This window comes from Mycolicibacillus koreensis (genome assembly GCF_002104795.1).
GTDB lineage: Bacteria > Actinomycetota > Actinomycetes > Mycobacteriales > Mycobacteriaceae > Mycobacterium > Mycobacterium koreense.
The window spans coordinates 15,468-35,254 of the sequence record NZ_NCXO01000028.1; the positions used below are offsets into that span (position 1 = coordinate 15,468).

Sequence of the window (19,787 nt, forward strand, 5' to 3'; positions counted from 1 at the left end):
GTAACCAAACGGGGGGTCAAACCACCCCGATTCTTATGCCACCCTTAATGAGATGCCGCATGGCGGGGATCAGCCGCCACCGACGGAGGAGCGGGTCGGTCAGGCCGGGGTTCGACGAGGAATCCCAGGCCCCGACACGCCCGGCAGATGACACGACGCACGACGACACCAACACCGCAGGGAGATACACAACGTGACGATCTATGAGCACGACCGGGTGTCCGCCGACCACGACGGGACGTTTCCGCAAACCCATGCTCTGGTAGATCGTCTCAACACCGGCGAGCCCTACGCGGTGGCGTTCGGCGGGCAGGGTGCCGCCTGGCTGGAGACCCTGGAGGAACTGGTCTCCTCGGCCGGCATCGAAGCCGAGCTCACCACCCTGGCCGGCGAGGCCGACCTGCTGCTCGAGCCGGTCGCCCGCGAACTCGTCGTTGTGCGCCCCATCGGGTTCGAGCCGTTGAGTTGGGTGCGTGCGCTGGCCGCCGAGGACCCGATCCCGTCGCAGAACCAGCTGACCTCGGCTGCGGTGTCGGTGCCCGGGGTGCTGCTCACCCAGATCGCCGCGGTGCGCGCCCTGGCCCGCCAGGGCCTGGACCTGGCGGCCACCCCGCCGGTCGCGCTGGCCGGGCACTCCCAAGGCGTGCTGGCCGTGGAGTCGGTGAAAGCCGCGGGCGCCAACGACGTCCAACTCGTGGCGATGGCCCAGCTGATCGGTGCGGCCGGGACCCTGGTGGCGCGTCGGCGCGGCATCACGATCTCCGGGGACCGGCCGCCGATGGTGTCGGTCACCAACGTCGACCCGGAACGGATGTTCCAACTCCTCGAAGACTTCGCCGCCGACGTGCGCACGGTGCTGCCGCCGGTGCTGTCGATCCGCAACGGCCGGCGGTCCGTCGTCATCACCGGCACCCCCGAGCAGCTGTCCCGGTTCGAGCTGTACTGCGAGCAGATCGCCGAGAAGGAGGCCGCCGAGCGCAAGAACAAGCTGCGCGGCGGCGCGGTGTTCGCCCCGGTCTTCGAACCGGTCCAGGTCGAGGTCGGCTTCCACTCGCCGCGGCTGGCCGACGGCATCGACCTGGTCGCCGGATGGGCGGCCACGATCGGGTTCAGCGACGAGATGGTGGCGCTGGCGCGGGAGATGACCGAGGCCATCCTGGTGCGCCAGGTCGACTGGGTCGACGAGATCACCGAGCTGCACCAGGCGGGGGCGCACTGGATCCTGGATCTGGGCCCCGGCGACATCCTGACCCGGCTGACCGCGCCGGTGGTGCGCGGCCTGGGCATCGGCGTGGTGCCGGTGGCCACCCGCGGCGGCCAGCGCAACCTGTTCACCGTCGGCGCGGTGCCCGAGGTGGCCGCGCCGTGGTCGAGCTACGCCCCGCGCGCGGTGCGGCTGCCCGACGGCCGGGTCAAACTCGACACCAAGTTCACCCGGCTCACCGGACGGTCCCCGATCCTGCTGGCCGGCATGACCCCGACCACCGTCGACGCCAAGATCGTGGCGGCCGCCGCCAACGCCGGGCACTGGGCCGAGCTCGCCGGCGGCGGGCAGGTCACCGAGGAGATCTTCACCGCCCGCATCGAGGAGCTCACCGGGCTGCTGGAGCCGGGCCGCACCATCGAGTTCAACACCTTGTTCCTCGACCCCTACCTGTGGAAACTGCAGGTCGGCGGCAAGCGGCTGGTGCAGAAGGCGCGCGCGTCCGGCGCCCCCATCGACGGGGTGGTGGTCAGCGCCGGTATCCCCGACCTCGAAGAGGCCGTCGAGCTCATCGACGAACTGGGCGACGCCGGCATCAGCCATGTGGTGTTCAAGCCGGGCACCATCGAGCAGATCCGCTCGGTGATCCGCATCGCCGCCGAGGTGCCCACCAAACCGGTCATCGCCCACGTCGAAGGTGGCCGCGCCGGGGGCCACCACTCCTGGGAGGACCTCGACGACCTGCTGTTGACCACCTACTCCGAGCTGCGCTCCCAGCCCAACATCACCGTCTGCGTCGGCGGCGGGATCGGCACGCCGGAGCAGGCCGCCGACTACCTGACCGGCCGGTGGGCCGAACGCTACGGGTTCCCGTCGATGCCGGTCGACGGCATCCTCGTCGGGACCGCCGCGATGGCCACCCAGGAGGCCACCACTTCGCCGTCGGTGAAGCAGATGCTGGTGGAGACCACCGGGACCGACCAGTGGATCCGCGCCGGCGGCGCCCAGGGCGGGATGGCGTCGAGCCGCAGCCAACTCGGCGCCGACATCCACGAGATCGACAACACCGCCTCCCGGTGCGGCCGGCTGCTCGACGAGGTGGCCGGCGACGCCGAGGCGGTGGCCGCCCGCCGCGACGAACTGATCGCCGCGATGGCCGACACCGCCAAGCCCTACTTCGGCGACGTCGCCGAGATGACCTACGCCGCCTGGCTGCGCCGCTACGTCGAACTGGCGATCGGCGCCGGGGATTCGACCGCCGACACCGCCTCCCCGGACAGCCCGTGGCTGGCCGACACCTGGCGCGACCGCTTCGGGTCGATGTTGCAGCGCGCCGAGGCCCGGCTGCACGCGGTGGAGTCCGGCCCCATCGAGACGCTGTTCGCCGACACCGAGGCCGGCCGCGCCCTGCTGGAACGCCCGGACGACGCCATCGCCACCCTGCTCGCCGCCTACCCCGACGCCGAGACGGTGCTGCTACACCCCGCCGACGTGCCGTTTTTCACCCAGCTGTGCAAGACGCCGGGCAAGCCGGTCAACTTCGTTCCGGTCATCGACAAGGACGTGCGCCGCTGGTGGCGCAGCGACTCGCTGTGGCAGGCCCACGACGCCCGCTACACCGCCGACCAGGTGTGCATCATCCCGGGGACGGCCGCCGTCGCCGGGATCACCCGGGTCGACGAGCCGGTCGGGGACCTGCTGGACCGCTTCGAGCAGGCCACCATCGACGACGTGCTCGGCCGCGACGGCGACCCGCAGCCGGTGACCGCGCGGCGGATCGGCCGCACCGACGTCACCGGCCCGCTGGCCGTCGCCCTGGACGCCCCCGACGTGCTGTGGGCCGGGCGCACCGCCACCAACCCGGTGCACCGCCTCGGCGCGGCCACCGAGTGGCAGGTGCACGACGGCTCCGAGGACCGCAGCGCCACCCACCCGGCCACCGGGGCGCGGCTGGAGGTCGTCTCGGATCCGGCCGGCACCGACGCGCCGAACACGGCCACCGTGCTGCTCAGCGTGCCGCTGTCGGACACCTGGATCCAGATCCCGTTGACCCTGCCCGCCGGCGTCGCCGACGGGGTCACCCCGATGGTGCACACCGACGACGCCGCCGCGGCGATGCGTGCCGTGCTGGCGATCGCCGCCGGGGCCGACGGCCCGGACGCGCTCGCACCGGTCAGCGGCGGCGCGACCACCGTCACCGTCGCCTGGGACCCCGAGCGGGTCGCCGACCACACCGGGGTCACCGCCGTGTTCGGTGCGCCGCTGGCCCCGGGGCTGACCCCGGTGCCCGACACCCTGGTCGGTCGCTGCTGGCCGGCGGTGTTCGCCGCGATCGGCGCGGCCACCACCGCGGCCGGATTCCCGGTCGTCGAGGGCCTGCTGTCGCTGGTGCACCTCGACCACGCCGCGCACCTGCTGGCCCCGCTGCCGGCCGAGGCGACCGAGTTGACCGTCACCGCCGAGGCCGGCACCGCCACCGACACCGAGGTCGGCCGGGTCGTTCCGGTCGCGGTGACCGTCGCCGGCCCGGACGGCACCGTGCTGGCCACCCTGGCGGAACGGTTCGCGATCCGCGGGCGCACCGGTGCGCTGGAGCTCACCGACCCGCAGCGTGCCGGGGGAGCGGTGTCGCACAACGCCACCGACACCCCGCGGCGGCGCCGCCGCGACGTCACCGTCACCGCCCCGGCGGACATGCGTCCGTTCGCGGTGGTCTCCGGGGACCACAACCCGATCCACACCGACCGGGCCGCCGCCCTGCTCGCCGGGCTGGACTCGCCGATCGTGCACGGCATGTGGCTGTCGGCCGCCGCGCAGCACGCGGTGACCGCCACCGACGGGCAGGCCCGCCCGCCGGCGCGGCTGATCGGCTGGACCGCCCGGTTTTTGGGCATGGTGCGCCCCGGCGACGAGGTGGACTTCCGCGTCGACCGTGTCGGCATCGACCAGGGCGCGGAGGTCCTGGAGGTCGCCGCCCGGATCGGCTCGGAGCTGGTCATGTCGGCGACTGCGCGGCTGGCCGCGCCGAAAACCGTCTACGCCTTCCCCGGTCAGGGCATTCAGCACAAGGGCATGGGCATGGAGGTCCGGGCCCGCTCCAAGGCGGCCCGCAAGGTGTGGGACTCCGCCGACGCGTTCACCCGCGAGACCCTGGGGTTCTCGGTGCTGCACGTGGTGCGCGACAACCCGACGTCGCTGATCGCCTCCGGGGTGCACTACCAGCACCCGGAGGGGGTGCTGTATCTGACCCAGTTCACCCAGGTGGCGATGGCGACGGTGGCCGCCGCCCAGGTCGCCGAGATGCGCGAGCAGGGCGCGTTCGTCGAAGACGCCATCGCCTGCGGTCACTCGGTCGGTGAATACACCGCGCTGGCCTGCGTGTCCGGCGTCTACGAGCTGGAGGCGCTGCTGGAGGTGGTGTTCCACCGCGGCTCGAAGATGCACGACATCGTGCCGCGGGACGCGTTCGGCGCGTCCAACTACCGGCTGGCCGCCATCCGCCCGTCGCAGATCGACCTCGACGACGCCGACGTCACCGCGTTCGTCGCCGAGATCGCCGACCGCACCGGGGAATTCCTGCAGATCGTCAACTTCAACCTGCGGGGTTCGCAGTACGCGATCGCCGGCACGGTGCGCGGCCTGGAGGAGCTGGAGGCCGAGGTCGAACGCCGACGCGAACGCAGCGGCGGGCGGCGCTCGTTCATCATGGTGCCCGGCATCGACGTGCCGTTCCACTCCGAGGTGCTGCGCGTCGGCGTCGACGACTTCCGCCGTTCGCTGGAACGGGTGATGCCCCGCGACCAGGATCCGGCGCTGATCATCGGGCGCTACATCCCCAACCTGGTGCCCAAGCCGTTCAGCCTGGACCGCGAGTTCGTCCAGGAGATCCGCGACCTGGTGCCGGCCGAGCCGCTCGACGAGATCCTCGCCGACTACGACACCTGGCGCAACGACAAGCCGCGCGAGCTGTGCCGCAAGATCGTCATCGAACTGCTGGCCTGGCAGTTCGCCAGCCCGGTGCGCTGGATCGAAACCCAGGATCTGCTGTTCATCGAGGAGGCCGCCGGCGGGCTCGGGGTGGAACGCTTCGTGGAGATCGGGGTGAAGTCGGCCCCGACCGTGGCGGGGCTGGCCACCAACACCTTGAAGCTGCCCGAGTACGCCCACAGCACCGTGCAGGTGCTCAACGTCGAACGCGACGCGCCGGTGCTGTTCGCCACCGACACCGATCCCGAACCCGACGACGACGAGGTCGACGCCGCCGACGCCGCCGGCTCCGACGCCACGGCCGCCGATGCGGTTCCCGCCGTCGCCCCGGCCGCGCCCGCGGCCGCCCCGGCGGCGCCGACCGGTGCGCCCCGCCCCGAGGATCTCGGCTTCGACGCCGCCGACGCCACCCTGGCGCTGATCGCGCTGAGCGCGAAGATGCGGCTGGATCAGATCGAGCCGCTGGACTCCATCGAGTCGATCACCGACGGGGCGTCCTCGCGACGCAACCAACTGTTGGTCGACCTCGGCTCGGAGCTCAACCTCGGTGCCATCGACGGTGCGGCCGAAGCCGACCTGGCCGGGCTGCGCTCGCAGGTCACCAAACTGGCGCGCACCTACAAGCCGTTCGGGCCGGTGCTCGCCGATTCGATCAACGACCAGCTGCGCACCGTGCTCGGGCCGTCCGGCAAACGGCCGGCCGCCATCACCGAACGGGTCAAAAAGACCTGGGAGCTCGGTGACGGCTGGGCCAAACACGTCACCGTCGAGGTGGCGCTGGGCACCCGGGAGGGCACCAGCGTGCGCGGCGGGGCGCTCGGCGGACTGCACGAGGGTGCCCTGGGCGACGCCGCCGCCGTCGACGCCGCCGTCGACGCCGCGGTGGCCGCCGTCGCCGCCCGCCACGGGGTGGCCGTCGGTCTGCCGTCGGCGGGCGGGGGCGCCGGTGGGGCCACCGTCGACGCCGCCGCACTCAGCGAGTTCACCGACCAGATCACCGGCCGCGACGGGGTGCTGGCCTCCGCGGCCCGCCTCGTGCTCGGCCAGCTCGGCCTGGACAACCCGGTCACCGTGGAGTCGGCCGGGACCGACGCCGAGCTGATAGACCTGGTCACCGCCGAGCTCGGCGCGGACTGGCCGCGGCTGGTCGCCCCGGCCTTCGACGCGAAGAAGGCCGTCGTCTTCGACGACCGCTGGGCCAGTGCCCGCGAGGACCTGGCCACCCTGTGGCTGGCCGCCGACGCCGACGTCGACGCCGACTGGGGGCGTCTGGCCGAACGGTTCGAAGGCGCCGGGCACACCGTCGCCACCCAGGCCACCTGGTGGCAGGGCAAGGCGCTGGCCGCCGGGCGCACCATCCACGCCTCGCTGTACGGGCGGATCGCCGCCGGGGCGGAGAACCCCGGTGTCGGCGTGCACAGCGACGAGGTCGCGGTCGTGACCGGCGCGTCGAAGGGCTCGATCGCCGCTGCGGTGGCCGGCCGGCTCCTCGACGGCGGAGCCACCGTCATCGCCACCACGTCACGTCTCGACGACGACCGGTTGGCGTTCTACCGCAGCCTCTACCGCGAGCACGCCCGGTTCGGTGCGCGGCTGTGGGTGGTGCCGGCGAACATGGCCTCCTACCACGACATCGATGCGCTGGTCGAGTGGATCGGCAGCGAACAGGTGGAGAACCTGGGGCCGGTCTCGATCCACCTCAAGGACGCGCAGACCCCGACGCTGCTGTTCCCGTTCGCCGCGCCGCGGGTGGCCGGCGACCTGTCGGAGGCCGGTGCGCGCGCCGAGATGGAGATGAAGGTGCTGCTGTGGGCCGTGCAGCGGCTCATCGGTGGCCTGTCGCGCATCGGTGCCGAACGCGACATCGCCTCGCGGCTGCACGTGGTGCTGCCCGGCTCACCCAACCGCGGGATGTTCGGCGGTGACGGCGCCTACGGCGAGGCCAAATCCGCCCTGGACGCGGTGGTGTCGCGCTGGAGTGCGGAGTCGTCGTGGGCCGAGCGGGTCAGCCTGGCGCACGCCCTGATCGGCTGGACCCGGGGCACCGGTCTGATGGGCCACAACGACGCGATCGTCTCCGCGGTCGAAGAGGCCGGGGTGAGGACCTACTCCACCGCGGAGATGGCCGCGATGCTCGTCGGGCTCTGCGACGTGGAGTCGAAGGTGGCGGCCGCGGCCGCCCCGATCGAGGCGGACCTCACCGGCGGGCTCGCCGAGGCGAACCTGGACATGGGGGAGCTGGCCAAAAAGGCCCGCGCGGAGATGACCGCCGAGGCCGAGGACGCGGACGACGCGGCCGATGCGGCGAGCACCATCGCCGCGCTGCCCAGCCCGCCGCGGTTGACCGCCCCGGCGCCCGCACCGGAGTGGGCCGACCTCGATGTCGACCCCGCCGACCTGGTGGTCGTCGTCGGCGGCGCCGAACTCGGCCCGCTGGGCTCCTCGCGCACCCGCTACGAGATGGAGATCTCCGGGGAACTGTCGGCCGCCGGGGTGCTGGAGTTGGCCTGGACCACCGGCCTGGTCCGCTGGGAGGACGACCCGACGCCGGGCTGGTACGACACCGAATCCGGTGATCTGGTCGACGAGGCGGAGCTGGTGGAGCGCTACCACGACACCGTCGTCGAACGGGTCGGCATCCGCGAGTTCGTCGACGACGGCGCGATCGACCCCGATCACGCCTCACCGCTTCTGGTCAGCGTCTTCCTGGACAAGGACTTCTCCTTCGTGGTGTCCAGTGAGGCCGACGCGCGCGCGTTCGTGGAGTTCGACCCCGCGCACACCGTCATCCGCCCGGTGCCCGAGTCCGGCGACTGGGAGGTGATCCGCAAGGCCGGCACCGAGATCCGGGTGCCCCGCAAGACGAAGCTGTCCCGGACCGTGGGGGCGCAGATCCCGACCGGGTTCGACCCGACCGTGTGGGGGATCAGCCAGGACATGGCCACCTCGATCGACCGGGTGGCGCTGTGGAACATCGTGGCGACCGTGGATGCGTTCCTGTCGGCCGGCTTCACCCCGGCCGAGCTGATGCGCTGGGTGCACCCGTCGTTGGTGGCCAGCACCCAGGGCACCGGGATGGGCGGCATGACCTCGATGCAGACCATGTACCACGGCAACCTGTTGGGCCGGTCCAAGCCGAACGACATCCTCCAGGAGGTGCTGCCCAACGTCGTCGCCGCGCACGTGGTGCAGTCCTACATCGGCTCCTACGGGGCGATGATCCACCCGGTCGCCGCCTGTGCGACCGCCGCGGTCTCGGTCGAGGAGGGTGTCGACAAGATCCGGCTGGGCAAGGCCGAACTCGTCGTCACCGGCGGGTTCGACGACCTGACCCTGGAGGCGATCATCGGCTTCGGGGACATGGCGGCCACCGCCGACACCGAGATGATGCGCGCCAAGGGCATCAGCGACGCCAAGTTCTCCCGCGCCAACGACCGGCGCCGGCTCGGCTTCGTCGAAGCCCAGGGCGGCGGCACGATCCTGTTGGCCCGCGGCGATCTGGCCGCCAAGATGGGGTTGCCGGTGCTCGCGGTGGTGGGCTACGCCCAGAGCTTCGGCGACGGGGTGCACACCTCGATCCCGGCACCGGGTCTGGGCGCGCTGGGCGCCGGGCGCGGTGGCCGCGACTCGATGCTGGCCCGCTCGCTGACCAAGCTGGGGGTGGGTGCCGACGACATCGCGGTCGTCTCCAAACACGACACCTCGACGCTGGCCAACGACCCCAACGAGACCGAACTGCACGAGCGTCTGGCGGCCGCGCTGGGTCGTTCCGCGGGGGCGCCGCTGTTCGTGGTGAGCCAGAAGACGCTGACCGGGCACGCCAAGGGCGGTGCGGCCGTCTTCCAGATCATGGGCCTGTGCCAGATCCTGCGCGACGGGGTGATCCCGCCCAACCGCAGCCTGGACTGCGTCGACGACGAGTTGGCCTCCTCGGAACACTTCGTGTGGGTGCGCGAGCCCCTGCGGATGGGGGAGCGGCTCCCGCTCAAGGCCGGGCTGGTGACCAGCCTCGGGTTCGGGCACGTGTCGGGGCTGGTGGCGCTGGTGCACCCGCAGGCGTTCTTGGCGGCACTGGCCCCCGATCAGCGGCGCGACTACACCGAACGGGCCAACGCCCGACTGCTGGCCGGTCAGCGCCGGCTGGCCGCGGCGATCGCGGGCGGGCCGGCCATGTACGAGCGGCCGGCCAACCGCCGGTTCGACAAGGACGGCGCGGAGAAACGCCAGGAAGCGGCGATGTTGATCAACGCCGCCGCACGCCTCGGCGATGGCGAGGTCTACATCGGTTAGCGTTAGCGGCTATGGTCCCCGAAGATGAGCGCAGGCAAGCAGGAGCGCAGGCATGAGCATCGTCGGCGTGGGGATCGACCTGGTCAGCATCCCGGACTTCGCGGAACAGGTCGATCAGCCCGGAACAGTGTTCGCCGAGACCTTCACCCCCGGTGAGCGCCGGGACGCCTCGGACAAGAGTTCCTCGGCGGCCCGGCACCTGGCGGCCCGCTGGGCGGCCAAGGAGGCCGTCATCAAGGCCTGGTCGGGCTCGCGGTTCGCCCAGAAACCGGTGCTGCCGGAGGCGATCCACCGCGACATCGAGGTCGTCACCGACATGTGGGGTCGGCCTCGGGTTCGCCTGACCGGCGAGATCGCCCAACATCTGGCCGACGTCACCATCCACGTGTCGCTGACCCACGAGAACGACACCGCCGCCGCGGTCGCGATCCTGGAAATCCTGTAGTGGCGGTGGCGCACCCGCCGCCCGGCTCACCCCGGGGCCCGCGGTGAGCGGGATCGCCGAGCGGGTGCGCGCCGTGCTGCCCGCGGTGCGCGCCGACCTGGAGAACCTGGTGCGCATCGAGTCGGTCTGGGCCGACCCGGCGCGCCGTGCCGAAGTGCACCGCAGCGCGGCGACGGTGGCCGAGCTGCTCAGTGCCGCCGGGTTCGCGCAGGTGCAGATCGTCGCCGAAGGCGGCGCACCGGCGGTCATCGCCCACCACCCGGCCCCGCCGGGGGCGCCGACGGTGTTGCTCTACGCCCACCACGACGTGCAGCCCGAAGGCGACCGGGCGGCCTGGGCCAGTGCGCCGTTCGAGCCGACCGAACGCGACGGGCGTCTCTACGGCCGCGGCGCCGCCGACGACAAGGCCGGAATCGCCGTGCACCTGGCCGCATTTCGTGCCCACCACGGCGAACCGCCGGTCGGGGTGACCGTCTTCGTGGAGGGTGAAGAGGAGTCCGGCTCACCGTCGCTGGGCCGGATCCTGGCCGCCCATCGCGACGCCCTGGCCGCCGACGTGATCGTGTTGGCCGACTCCGACAACTGGAGTGTCGAGGTTCCGGCGCTCACCGTGTCGCTGCGCGGCCTGGTCGACTGCGAGGTGGAGGTGTCGACCCTGGAGCACGGCCTGCACTCCGGGCTGTGGGGCGGGGCGGTGCCCGACGCGCTCGCCGCGCTGGTACGGCTGCTGGCCAGCCTGCACGACGACGACGGCGATGTCGCGGTGGCGGGCCTGCACCGCGCCGAGCCCGGGCGGGCCTTCCCCGACTACCCGGCCGAGCGGCTGCGCACCGAGGCCGGCCTGCTGGACGGGGTCCGCGAGATCGGTTCCGGTCCCATACCGCAACGATTGTGGGCCGAACCGGCGATCACCGTCATCGGGATCGACACCACACCGATCGCGGCCTCCTCCAACACTTTGATCCCGAGTGCCCGGGCGAAGATCAGCCTGCGGGTCGCCCCCGGCGGCGACGCGGCCGAACACCTCGCCGCCCTGCGGCGCCACCTGCAGGACAACGCCCCCTGGGGGGCCCGCGTGACGGTCACCGACGGCGAACTCGGGCAGCCGTATGCGATCGCGGCGACCGGACCGGTCTACGACGCCGCCCGCAGCGCGTTCCGCCGGGCGTGGGGGGCCGAGCCGGTGGACATGGGCATGGGCGGGTCGATCCCGTTTCTCGCCGAGTTCGCCGCCGCTTTCCCCGACGCCGCGATTTTGGTCACCGGCGTCGAAGATCCCGCCACCCGGGCGCACAGCGTCGACGAGAGCCTGCATCTGGGGGTGCTGGAACGGGCGGCGATCGCCGAGGCGCTGCTGCTGGCCGAGTTGGGCGCGGCGCGCCGCTGAGGGCGGCGACGGGCGTCGTCACAGCGTCGCCGGCAACCCGAACGCGGCGAACAACTCCGGGGCGAACCAGGCGGTGACGCGGCCGACACCGTCGGGTCCGGTGTGAAGTTGTTGCACCTGGAAGGCCCGGTGCACCCCGTCGGCGCCGCGCAGGTAGACCGCGAACACCGGCAGCCCGTTGGCCGCCGTCCGGCGCAGGATCATGTCGCCGGGGCCGCGGGCAGGACACCAGGTGGCGATCACGGTGACGATAGCGGCGGCACCGCGGTACCAGCCCGGGAACGGCGGCATCTCCCACACCGCGTCGGCGGCCAACACCTCGACCAGGGCGGCCATGTCATAGCGTTCGAACGCGTCCAGGTAGGCGTCGAGCAGTCGCCGGTCGGCGGGGCTCTCCGGGTGCGCCGGCACCGTCGCGGCGTCGACGGCGCCGAGGCGGGCGCGGGCCCGGTGCAGCGTCGAGTTCACCCCGGCGACCGACATGCCCAACGTCTCGGCGACCTCGCGGGCTGTGCAGCCCACCACGTCGCGCAACAACAGCACGGCGCGGGGACGGGACCGCAGGTGGTGCAACGCGGCGATGAACGCGATCCGCACCGAGTCACGGCTGATCGTGTGCTCACCGGGATCGACCGGTGCCGCCGTCCACAGCCACGTGTCGGGGATCGGTTCGAGCCACGCGGTGGCCCCGTCGCCGTCGGGGCGGCGCCGCGGATCGGCGGGCGGGGCGCCCAGCCCGGTCGGCAGGGGACGACGCGGTCGTTGCCCCAGATGGGTCAGACACACGTTGGTCGCGATCCGATACAGCCAGGTGCGCGGCGACGACCGGTGGTCAAAATCCCCGAACGCGCGCCACGCCCGCAGATAGGTTTCCTGCGTCAAATCCTCGGCGTCGTGCACACACCCGGTCATCCGGTAGCAGTGCGCCCTGATCTCCCGGCGAAACGGCGCGAGAGCCGCCAGCCGGCCTTGATCGTCGAGTCGCGGCGAGACGGACACCTGCTGACGGTACCGGCTTGTGCCGGTGAGGACCAGCACAAGGACGGTCCGCTCACCCGCCGGCCGCGGCGGCCTCCAGGGCGGCGACGTCGAGTTTCACCATCGTGAACATCGCCTCCTTGACCCGCTGCACGCGGTCGCGGTCGGGATCGACCATCAACTCCGCCAGGCGGTTCGGGATGACCTGCCAGGGCAACCCGTAGCGGTCGGTGAGCCACCCGCATTGGATCTGCTGACCGCCCCGAGACAGTGCGTCCCAGTAGTAGTCGACCTCCGCCTGGTCGGCGCAGTAGATCTGGATCGAGGCCGCCTGGTCGAAGGTGTAGCCGGGGCCGCCGTTGATCGCCGAGAATCCGCGCCCGTCGAGGTCGAACACCACCTCCAGCGGGCTGCCGTCCCGGTCGGGATCCTCCGGGCCCCAGTGGGAGACGGCGGTGATCGCCGAATTGGGAAAGATCGACACGTAGTACTCGGCGGCCTCCAGCGCCTCGGTGTCGAACCACAGGCTCAGGCGGGTGATCGGCATGGGTGGGCTCCTTGTCGTCGGTGCTTTCCCATACCGACCTCGCCGGCCACCGAAACTGTGCGGGTAGGCGCTACCGAATCACACCGACAGGTCGCGGCGCAGTTTGGCGACGTGGCCGGTGGCCCGCACGTTGTACTGGGCGGTCGCGATCGTGCCGTCCTCGGCGACCAGGAACGTCGAGCGGATCACGCCCTGCACGGTCTTGCCGTACAGCTTCTTCTCGCCGAACGCACCCCAGGCGGTCATCACGGTGCGGTCCGGATCCGACAGCAGCGGGAAGGTCAACGCCTCGGCGTCGCGGAAGGTCGCCAGCTTCGCCGGCTTGTCCGGGGAGATGCCGACGACGTCGAGGCCCGCGGCGTTGAGTTCGCGCAGGTTGTCACGGAAATCACCGGCCTGCTTGGTGCAACCGGGGGTGGCGGCCGCCGGGTAGAAGTACACGATCACCCGCCGTCCCGCGTAGTCGGCCAGCGACACAGAGTTGCCGTCGGCGTCGGGCAATGTGAAGGCCGGTGCGGTGTCCCCGGGCTGTAGCCGCTGGGTCAAGGCAACTCCCTTTCTGTTCCCCACGGCACCCCAGTCGGCGCCGCTGTTCTAGGGTAGTGCGGATCGAGCCATCAAGCTGACTATGGCGGACAAGGCGGAGGTGACCGTGGCGGACCGTGATCCCGACACCATCAAAAAGGACATCGATCAGGCCCGCGACCAGTTGGCGTCGACCGTGGACCTGCTCGCCGAGCGGGCGAACCCGCGTCGCCTCGCCGACGACCTCAAGGCGACCGCACTGCGCATCGTCAAAAAGCCCGTGGTGACGGTTTCGCTGGCCGGCGTCGGGGCGCTGGTTGTGGTGGTGACCGTCCGCAAAATCCGTAACCGCTGATCACAGGGGCGTCCCGCGGGCGGGGCGGCCAACACGACGGCCCGAGCGGGGCCTGTTTTGACAGATCGGCCGGATGAGGCTCTATGGTCTAGCTGTGCAAGAGATCAATCGTCGCAACATGATGCTGATGTCGGGTCTGGGTTTACTGGGTGCGGGCGCGTTGGCCGCCCCCCGTGCGCAGGCGCAGCCCGCCCGACCCCAGGCCCCGGCGGCGCCACTGCCCGCCGAGCCGCCCGGCGCGGCCCCCAGCCTGCTGTTCTTCGACGAGTTCGACGGTCCCGCGGGGTCGGCGCCGGATTCGGCCAACTGGTCGATCGCCACCGCCCGCGAGACCATCAAGAACCCGGTCTTCTGGGACCGCCCGGAGAACATGGGCCAGTACCGCAACGACCGCGAGCACGTCTTCGTCGACGGCAACTCCAACCTCGTCATCCGGGCCACCCGCAACGACGACGGCAAGTACGTCAGCGGCAAGGTGCAGGGCAACTGGCGTGGCGGGATGGGCACCACCTGGGAGGCCCGCATCAAGCTCAACTGCCTCACCGCGGGGTGCTGGCCGGCCTGGTGGTTGTCCAACAGCGACGACCCCAAGGTCGGCGGTGAGATCGACCTGATGGAGTGGTACGGCAACGGCGAATGGCCTTCGGGGACCACCGTGCACGCCCGCCCCGACGGCACCTCGTTCGCGACCCACCCGTTCCCGGTGGACGGCGACTGGCATCTGTGGCGGGTGAGTTGGACCGACCGGGGCCTGTACTTCTGGCAGGACTACGCCCCGGGCAAGGAGCCCTACTTCGAGGTTCCGGCGTTCTCCATCGACGATTGGCCGTTCAACAACCCCGGCTACACCATGTTCCCGGTGCTGAACCTGGCCGTCGCCGGCTCCGGGGGCGGTGACCCCGCCGGGGGCGACTACCCCGCTGAAATGTTGGTCGACTGGGTGCGGGTCTTCTAGCGACTCGCCCCGGCGCGCCGCCCCGGCGACGGTGACCCTTGTCACTGTCGGGGCGGCAGAGGAAAAAAATCCCCCACCGCGGTGGGGGATTTTTTCATGGTGCGCCGTCAGGGTTTCGAACCCCGGACCCGCTGATTAAGAGTCAGCTGCTCTACCAACTGAGCTAACGGCGCGAACTGCGTGTGAGAGAATAACAGGCAAGGCGCCACACCACGAAATTCGGTGCGCCTGATCCCCACCCCGGAGCGACAGCGTTGTCGGGAAACCGGAGCGTCGGGCCCTAGACTGGAGCCCGGTGGGGGCCAATCCGGAACCAGCCCCTCGGCGTCGAGCCGGGGCGGTCCGGCGCGGCGGGGACACGGTAGTGAAAGGGACAGCAGGGCATGGGTCAGTTCGTTTCCCGGGTGCGGCGGCGCCGGACGCGAATCGCTCTGATTTCCGCGGTGCTGCTGCCGCTTCTGGTCCTCGGTCTCAGCGGATGCGGCGGGGACTCCTCGCCGGCACCGACGGAGATCATCTCCGACAAGGGCACCCCGTACGACGACCTGCTGGTGCCCAAGCTCACCGCGAGCGTCAAAGACGGGGATGTCGACGTCGCCGTCGATACGCCGGTGGAGGTGACCGCCGAGGACGGCGTGCTGGGGTCGGTGACGATGGTCAACGACTACGGCACCCAGGTCGACGGGGAGCTGAGCAAGGACGGCCGGATCTGGAGCACCAGCGAACCGCTGGGCTACAACAAGCGCTACACGGTCACCGCGACCGCGCTGGGACTGGCGGGCGCGACGACGAAGAAGCTGAGCTTCCGCACCCACTCGCCGGCCAACCTCGCGATGCCCTACGCCTACCCCAGCAAGGGTGAGGTCGTCGGTGTCGGCCAACCGGTGATGATCCGCTTCGACGAGAACATCAGCGACCGGGCGGCCGCCGAGAAGGCGATCACCGTGACCACCGAACCGGAGGTCGAAGGTGCGTTCTACTGGTTGAGCAACCGCGAACTGCGCTGGCGCCCGGAGCATTACTGGAAACCGGGGACCACGGTGAGCGTCAAGGTCGACACCTACGGCGTTGACCTCGGTGACGGGGTGTTCGGCCAGGACAGCGCGAGCACCGAGTTCACCATCGGCGACAAGGTGATCGCCACCGCTGACGACAAGACGAAGATGATCACGGTGCGGATCAACGGCGAGGTGGTCAAGACGATGCCGACGTCGATGGGCAAGGACGCGACCCCGACCGACAACGGCGTCTACATCGTCGGTGAGCGTTTCGAGCACATGGTGATGGACTCGTCGACCTACGGGGTCCCGGTGAACTCGCCCGACGGTTACCGCACCGAGGTGGACTGGGCGACCCAGATGTCCTACAGCGGGATCTACGTGCATTCGGCGCCGTGGTCGATCGGTGCCCAGGGCAACACCAACACCAGCCACGGCTGCCTGAATGTCAGCCCGAACGACGCGATCTGGTTCTACGACCACACCAAGCGCGGCGACCTCGTCGAGGTGGTCAACACCGTCGGCCCGACGCTGCCGGGCACCGACGGGTTGGGGGACTGGAACATCCCGTGGTCCCAGTGGCGCGCCGGCAACGCCAACGCCTGAGCCGCCGCACACCGTAACCCGTCGGCCGCGCCCGGCGACCGTCCCGCGCTGAGGATCTCCCCAACGGATCACGTGGGCGCCGTCGGCCCTCCTCGATACCCTACGGGGTATAGTATTCACGGTATTGCCCGACGGGTGGGCGACGACGGTGGAAGGGGCCGGCTGTGATGACAGTCCTCAAGCGGGGGTGGATTCCGCTGCTGGTGGCGGTGGCCGTCATGCTCGGCACACTCGGTGTGACCCATTTTCGCGCCCTGTTCGGCTCCGACCCGGTGTTCACCCAGCCGACCGGGACCGAGGCGATCGTCTCGGTGAACGTCAAAGAGGTGCGCTACGAGGTCTACGGTCCGCCGGGAACCGTCGGCAAGGTGAGCTACCTCGACGAGCGCAGTGAGAACCGTTCCGACCGGTTCTCCACCCTGCCCTGGACGCACACCCTGAGCACCACCTTGCCGGTGGTGGTCGCGCAGATCGTCGCCCAGGGCGACAGCTCCGCACTCGGCTGCCGCATCACGGTCAACGGCGTGGTCAAAGACGACCGCTCGGCCACCGGGCGCAGCGCCCAGACCTCCTGTCTGGTCAAAGCGGCATGAGCGGGCCCGAGCTGCCCCCGTCTCGGCTGATGCGCGCGATGCGCGCCCTGGCCTGGCCGATCCTCATCGGCTGGGTGCTGCTGACGGTCGCGGTCAACGTGTTCGTCCCGCAGATCGAGGCGGTCGCCCGTGAGCACGCGGTGTCGATGTCGCCGGAGGACGCCCCCGCGGTGATCGCCGCGAAGCAGATCGGCGCGAAGTTCGGCGAGTCCGATTCCGACAGCATCGTCATGATCGTCCTCGAAAGCGACGACGAACTCGGCGAGACGGCGCGGCGCTACTACGAGACCCTGGTGGCCCGCCTACGCGACGACACCACCCACGTGCAACACGTGCACAACCTGTGGGGCGACCTCGTCACCGCCGGCGGAGTGCAGAGCGCCGACGGCAAGGCCGCCTACACCCAGGTCAACGTGGCCGGCAACCAGGGCAGCACGTTAGGCATCGCGTCGGTGGACGCCGTGCGCCACATCGTCGACGACACCACGCCCCCGCCCGGGGTGCGGGTGCACGTGACCGGACCGGCCGCGCTGACCGCGGACATGACCGAAGCCGCCGACAAGAGCATGTTCACGATGATGGGCGTCACCGGCGTCGTCATCATCGTCATGCTGCTGATCACCTACCGGTCGGTGAGCACCACGGCGCTGGCGTTGGTCATGGTCGGTGTCGAGATGGGCACCGCCCGCGGGGTGGTGGCGCTGCTCGGTGACTACGGGCTGCTGGGGTTCTCCACGTTCGTGGTCGCCCTGCTGTCGTCGTTGGCGATCGCCGCGGGCACCGACTACGCCATCTTTCTCATCGGCCGCTACCAGGAGGCGCGCCAAGCCGGACAGGACCCGCAGACCGCGTATTACACGATGATCCGGGGAACGGCGCACGTCATCGTCGGGTCGGGTCTGACGATCGCCGGAGCGACGGCGTGCCTGCACCTGGCCCGTCTGGACTACTTCAAGACCCTGGGGCTGCCCTCTGCGCTGGGCATGCTGATCGTCATCGCCGGGGCGATGACCGCCGGGCCCGCGGTGATCGCGATCGGCAGCCGTTTCGGGCTGCTCGAGCCGCGCCGCAAGGCCTCCGCGCACCGGTGGCGCCGGATCGGCACCGCCACGGTCCGGTGGCCCGCACCGGTGTTCGCGGCGTCGCTGGTCACGGTCGTCATCGGGGTGTTGATCATGCCGACGATGAAGATCAGCTTCAACGACCGCTACTACATCCCCTCGGATCTGCCCTCCAACGTCGGCTACGACGCCGCCGAGCAGCATTTCTCCGCCGCGAGACTCAATCCCGACATCTTGATGATCGAAGCCGACCACGACATGCGCACGCCGGCGGACATGATCATCTTGGACCGCATCGCCAAGGACATCTTCCGGCTGCCCGGAATCGCCCGGGTGCAAAGCATCACCCGACCGCTGGGTGGGCCCATCGAACACAGCTCGATCCCGTTCCAGATCAGCATGCAGTCGCTGCCGATCACCGCCAACCTTCAGTTCATGAAGGACCGGATGGCCGACATGCTCACGATGAGCGACGATCTGGGCACCATGATCGGCTCGATGGAGCGGCTGCAGTCGTTGGTCGCGACGATGGGCGGCACCACCGGAGACATGGTTGACCACATGGGCACGATGCAGAACACCATCGACGAGATGCGCGACCACATCGCCGATTTCGACGAGTTCTGGCGACCGGTGCGCAACTACCTGGTGTGGGAGCCGCACTGCGACAACATTCCGCTGTGCTGGTCGACGCGATCGGTTTTCGACGCCTTCGACGACGTCGACCGGTTCAGCGAGAACATGGCGACGTTGATCGGCGACGTCGGTGCGATGGACACCGTGGTCAACCAGATGACCGCAGAATTCGCGCCGATGATCGCCGTCGCCAGGACCATGCGGGGCACCCTGCTGACATTGCACAGCAGCTTCGACGGGATGGTCACCCAGATGGAGCGGATGACCGACACGGCCGCCGCCATGGGGCAGGCGTTCGACGCGGCGAAGAACGACGACTACTTCTACCTGCCGCCGGAAGCCTTCGACAACCCGGACTTTCAACGCGGCCTGGAGATCTTCTTGTCCCCGGACGGCACGGCGGCGCGGTTCTTCGTCACCTTGGACGCCGATCCGGCCACCCCGGCCGGGATCGCCTCGGTCAAACCGGAGTTGGAGACCGCCCGCCATGCGGTGAAGGGCACCCCGTTGGCCGACGCCAAATTCTTTCTGACCGGAACCGCGGCCATCTACAACGATATTCAGTCCGGATCCACCTACGACATCGTGCTGGTCGGATTGGCGGCACTGACACTGATTTTCATCGTGATGCTGGTCATCATCCGCTCCCTGGTGGCGGCATTGGTGATCGTGGGCACGGTGGTGCTGTCACTGGGTGCGGCGTTCGGGCTCTCCGTGCTGGTGTGGCAGCACATCCTCGGGCTCGAGTTGAACTGGATCACACCGGTGTTCGGGGTGATCGTGTTGCTCGCGGTCGGCTCGGACTACAACCTGCTGCTGGTGTCGCGATTCAAGGAGGAGATCGGGGCGGGGCTCAAGACCGGCATCATCCGGTCGATGGGCGGCACCGGCGGTGTGGTCACCGCCGCGGGGCTGGTGTTCGCCTTCACCATGATGTCGATGGTCGCCAGCGATCTGCGCTCGATCGGGCAGGCCGGCAGCACCATCGGGATCGGGTTGCTGTTCGACACGTTGATCGTGCGCTCGCTGATGACCCCGTCGATGGCCGCACTGCTGGGCCGCTGGTTCTGGTGGCCGCAGGTGGTGCGACCCCGCCCGGCGAGCGCCATGCTGCGGCCCTACGGCCCGCGCCCGCTGGTGCGTGCACTGCTCGGCGAGAGCGCCCCACACGCGGCCGGGGTCGACGACACGACCTGAGGCGATCGGCAGGCGATAAACCG

At 70.4% G+C, this 19,787-nt stretch carries 11 protein-coding genes and 1 tRNA gene; 8 read left to right on the forward strand and 4 right to left on the reverse strand.

All coding sequences use genetic code 11. The features are described from left to right. Positions 1–193: 193 nt before the first annotated feature. The 3 genes from B8W67_RS12740 to B8W67_RS12750 are packed head-to-tail and all read left to right on the forward strand — an operon-like array spanning position 194 to position 11,313. A complete protein-coding gene (locus tag B8W67_RS12740) occupies positions 194–9,481 on the forward strand; it encodes a type I polyketide synthase (RefSeq protein ID WP_085304340.1) in 9,288 nt (3,095 codons plus the stop codon). 52 nt (positions 9,482–9,533) lie between these two features. After that, positions 9,534–9,926 (forward strand): holo-ACP synthase AcpS, encoded by a 393-nt coding sequence (acpS, locus tag B8W67_RS12745; RefSeq protein ID WP_069393583.1) that lies wholly within the window; start codon positions 9,534–9,536, stop codon positions 9,924–9,926. Positions 9,927–9,969: 43 nt separating this feature from the next. Next, positions 9,970–11,313 (forward strand): dipeptidase, encoded by a 1,344-nt coding sequence (locus tag B8W67_RS12750; RefSeq protein WP_069393582.1) that lies wholly within the window; start codon positions 9,970–9,972, stop codon positions 11,311–11,313. 18 nt (positions 11,314–11,331) lie between these two features. Here B8W67_RS12750 and B8W67_RS12755 read toward each other — a convergent pair whose 3' ends face one another. The 3 genes from B8W67_RS12755 to bcp all read right to left on the reverse strand — a co-directional run bounded on the left by B8W67_RS12755 (position 11,332) and on the right by bcp (position 13,384). Continuing rightward, the gene (locus tag B8W67_RS12755) at positions 11,332–12,312 is read right to left on the reverse strand and encodes a sigma-70 family RNA polymerase sigma factor (protein ID WP_069393601.1); all 981 of its coding nucleotides are present in this window, start codon (positions 12,310–12,312) and stop codon (positions 11,332–11,334) included. Between the two features lie 52 nt (positions 12,313–12,364). Beyond that, positions 12,365–12,838, reverse strand: coding sequence for a VOC family protein (locus B8W67_RS12760; RefSeq protein ID WP_085304342.1), 474 nt, complete (start codon positions 12,836–12,838; stop codon positions 12,365–12,367). 78 nt (positions 12,839–12,916) lie between these two features. Further along, positions 12,917–13,384, reverse strand: coding sequence for a thioredoxin-dependent thiol peroxidase (gene bcp, locus B8W67_RS12765; RefSeq protein WP_069393581.1), 468 nt, complete (start codon positions 13,382–13,384; stop codon positions 12,917–12,919). Between the two features lie 106 nt (positions 13,385–13,490). Here bcp and B8W67_RS12770 point away from each other — a divergent pair, with 106 nt between their 5' ends. Then, complete coding sequence (locus B8W67_RS12770) at positions 13,491–13,718, forward strand: DUF3618 domain-containing protein (protein WP_069393600.1); 228 nt, start codon at positions 13,491–13,493, stop codon at positions 13,716–13,718. 103 nt (positions 13,719–13,821) lie between these two features. Continuing rightward, positions 13,822–14,673, forward strand: coding sequence for a glycoside hydrolase family 16 protein (locus tag B8W67_RS12775; RefSeq protein WP_234793994.1), 852 nt, complete (start codon positions 13,822–13,824; stop codon positions 14,671–14,673). Positions 14,674–14,770: 97 nt separating this feature from the next. Here the strand turns inward: B8W67_RS12775 and B8W67_RS12780 are convergent. Next, positions 14,771–14,846, reverse strand: a tRNA-Lys gene (locus B8W67_RS12780). A 210-nt stretch (positions 14,847–15,056) separates the two neighbouring features. Here B8W67_RS12780 and B8W67_RS12785 point away from each other — a divergent pair. From B8W67_RS12785 to B8W67_RS12795, 3 genes are all read left to right on the forward strand, one after another. Further along, entirely contained in the window at positions 15,057–16,277 is a 1,221-nt protein-coding gene (locus B8W67_RS12785) for a L,D-transpeptidase (RefSeq protein ID WP_085304344.1), read from the forward strand. 167 nt (positions 16,278–16,444) lie between these two features. Further along, on the forward strand, positions 16,445–16,870 hold the full coding sequence (locus tag B8W67_RS12790; RefSeq protein WP_069393579.1) for an MmpS family transport accessory protein: 426 nt from the start codon (positions 16,445–16,447) through the stop codon (positions 16,868–16,870). Next, entirely contained in the window at positions 16,867–19,764 is a 2,898-nt protein-coding gene (locus B8W67_RS12795; RefSeq protein WP_085304346.1) for an MMPL/RND family transporter, read from the forward strand. Before B8W67_RS12790 ends, B8W67_RS12795 begins: the two co-directional genes overlap by 4 nt. The last annotated feature ends 23 nt before the right edge of the window (positions 19,765–19,787 follow it).

Excerpts from the sequence above, each read along its gene's own strand:
- B8W67_RS12760 (WP_085304342.1), bottom strand. The coding sequence starts at position 12,838 with ATGCCGATCACCCGCCTGAGCCTGTGGTTCGACACCGAGGCGCTGGAG.
- B8W67_RS12785 (WP_085304344.1), top strand. The coding sequence starts at position 15,057 with ATGGGTCAGTTCGTTTCCCGGGTGCGGCGGCGCCGGACGCGAATCGCT.
- B8W67_RS12795 (WP_085304346.1), top strand. The coding sequence starts at position 16,867 with ATGAGCGGGCCCGAGCTGCCCCCGTCTCGGCTGATGCGCGCGATGCGC.
- B8W67_RS12790 (WP_069393579.1), top strand. The coding sequence starts at position 16,445 with ATGACAGTCCTCAAGCGGGGGTGGATTCCGCTGCTGGTGGCGGTGGCC.
- acpS (WP_069393583.1), top strand. The coding sequence starts at position 9,534 with ATGAGCATCGTCGGCGTGGGGATCGACCTGGTCAGCATCCCGGACTTC.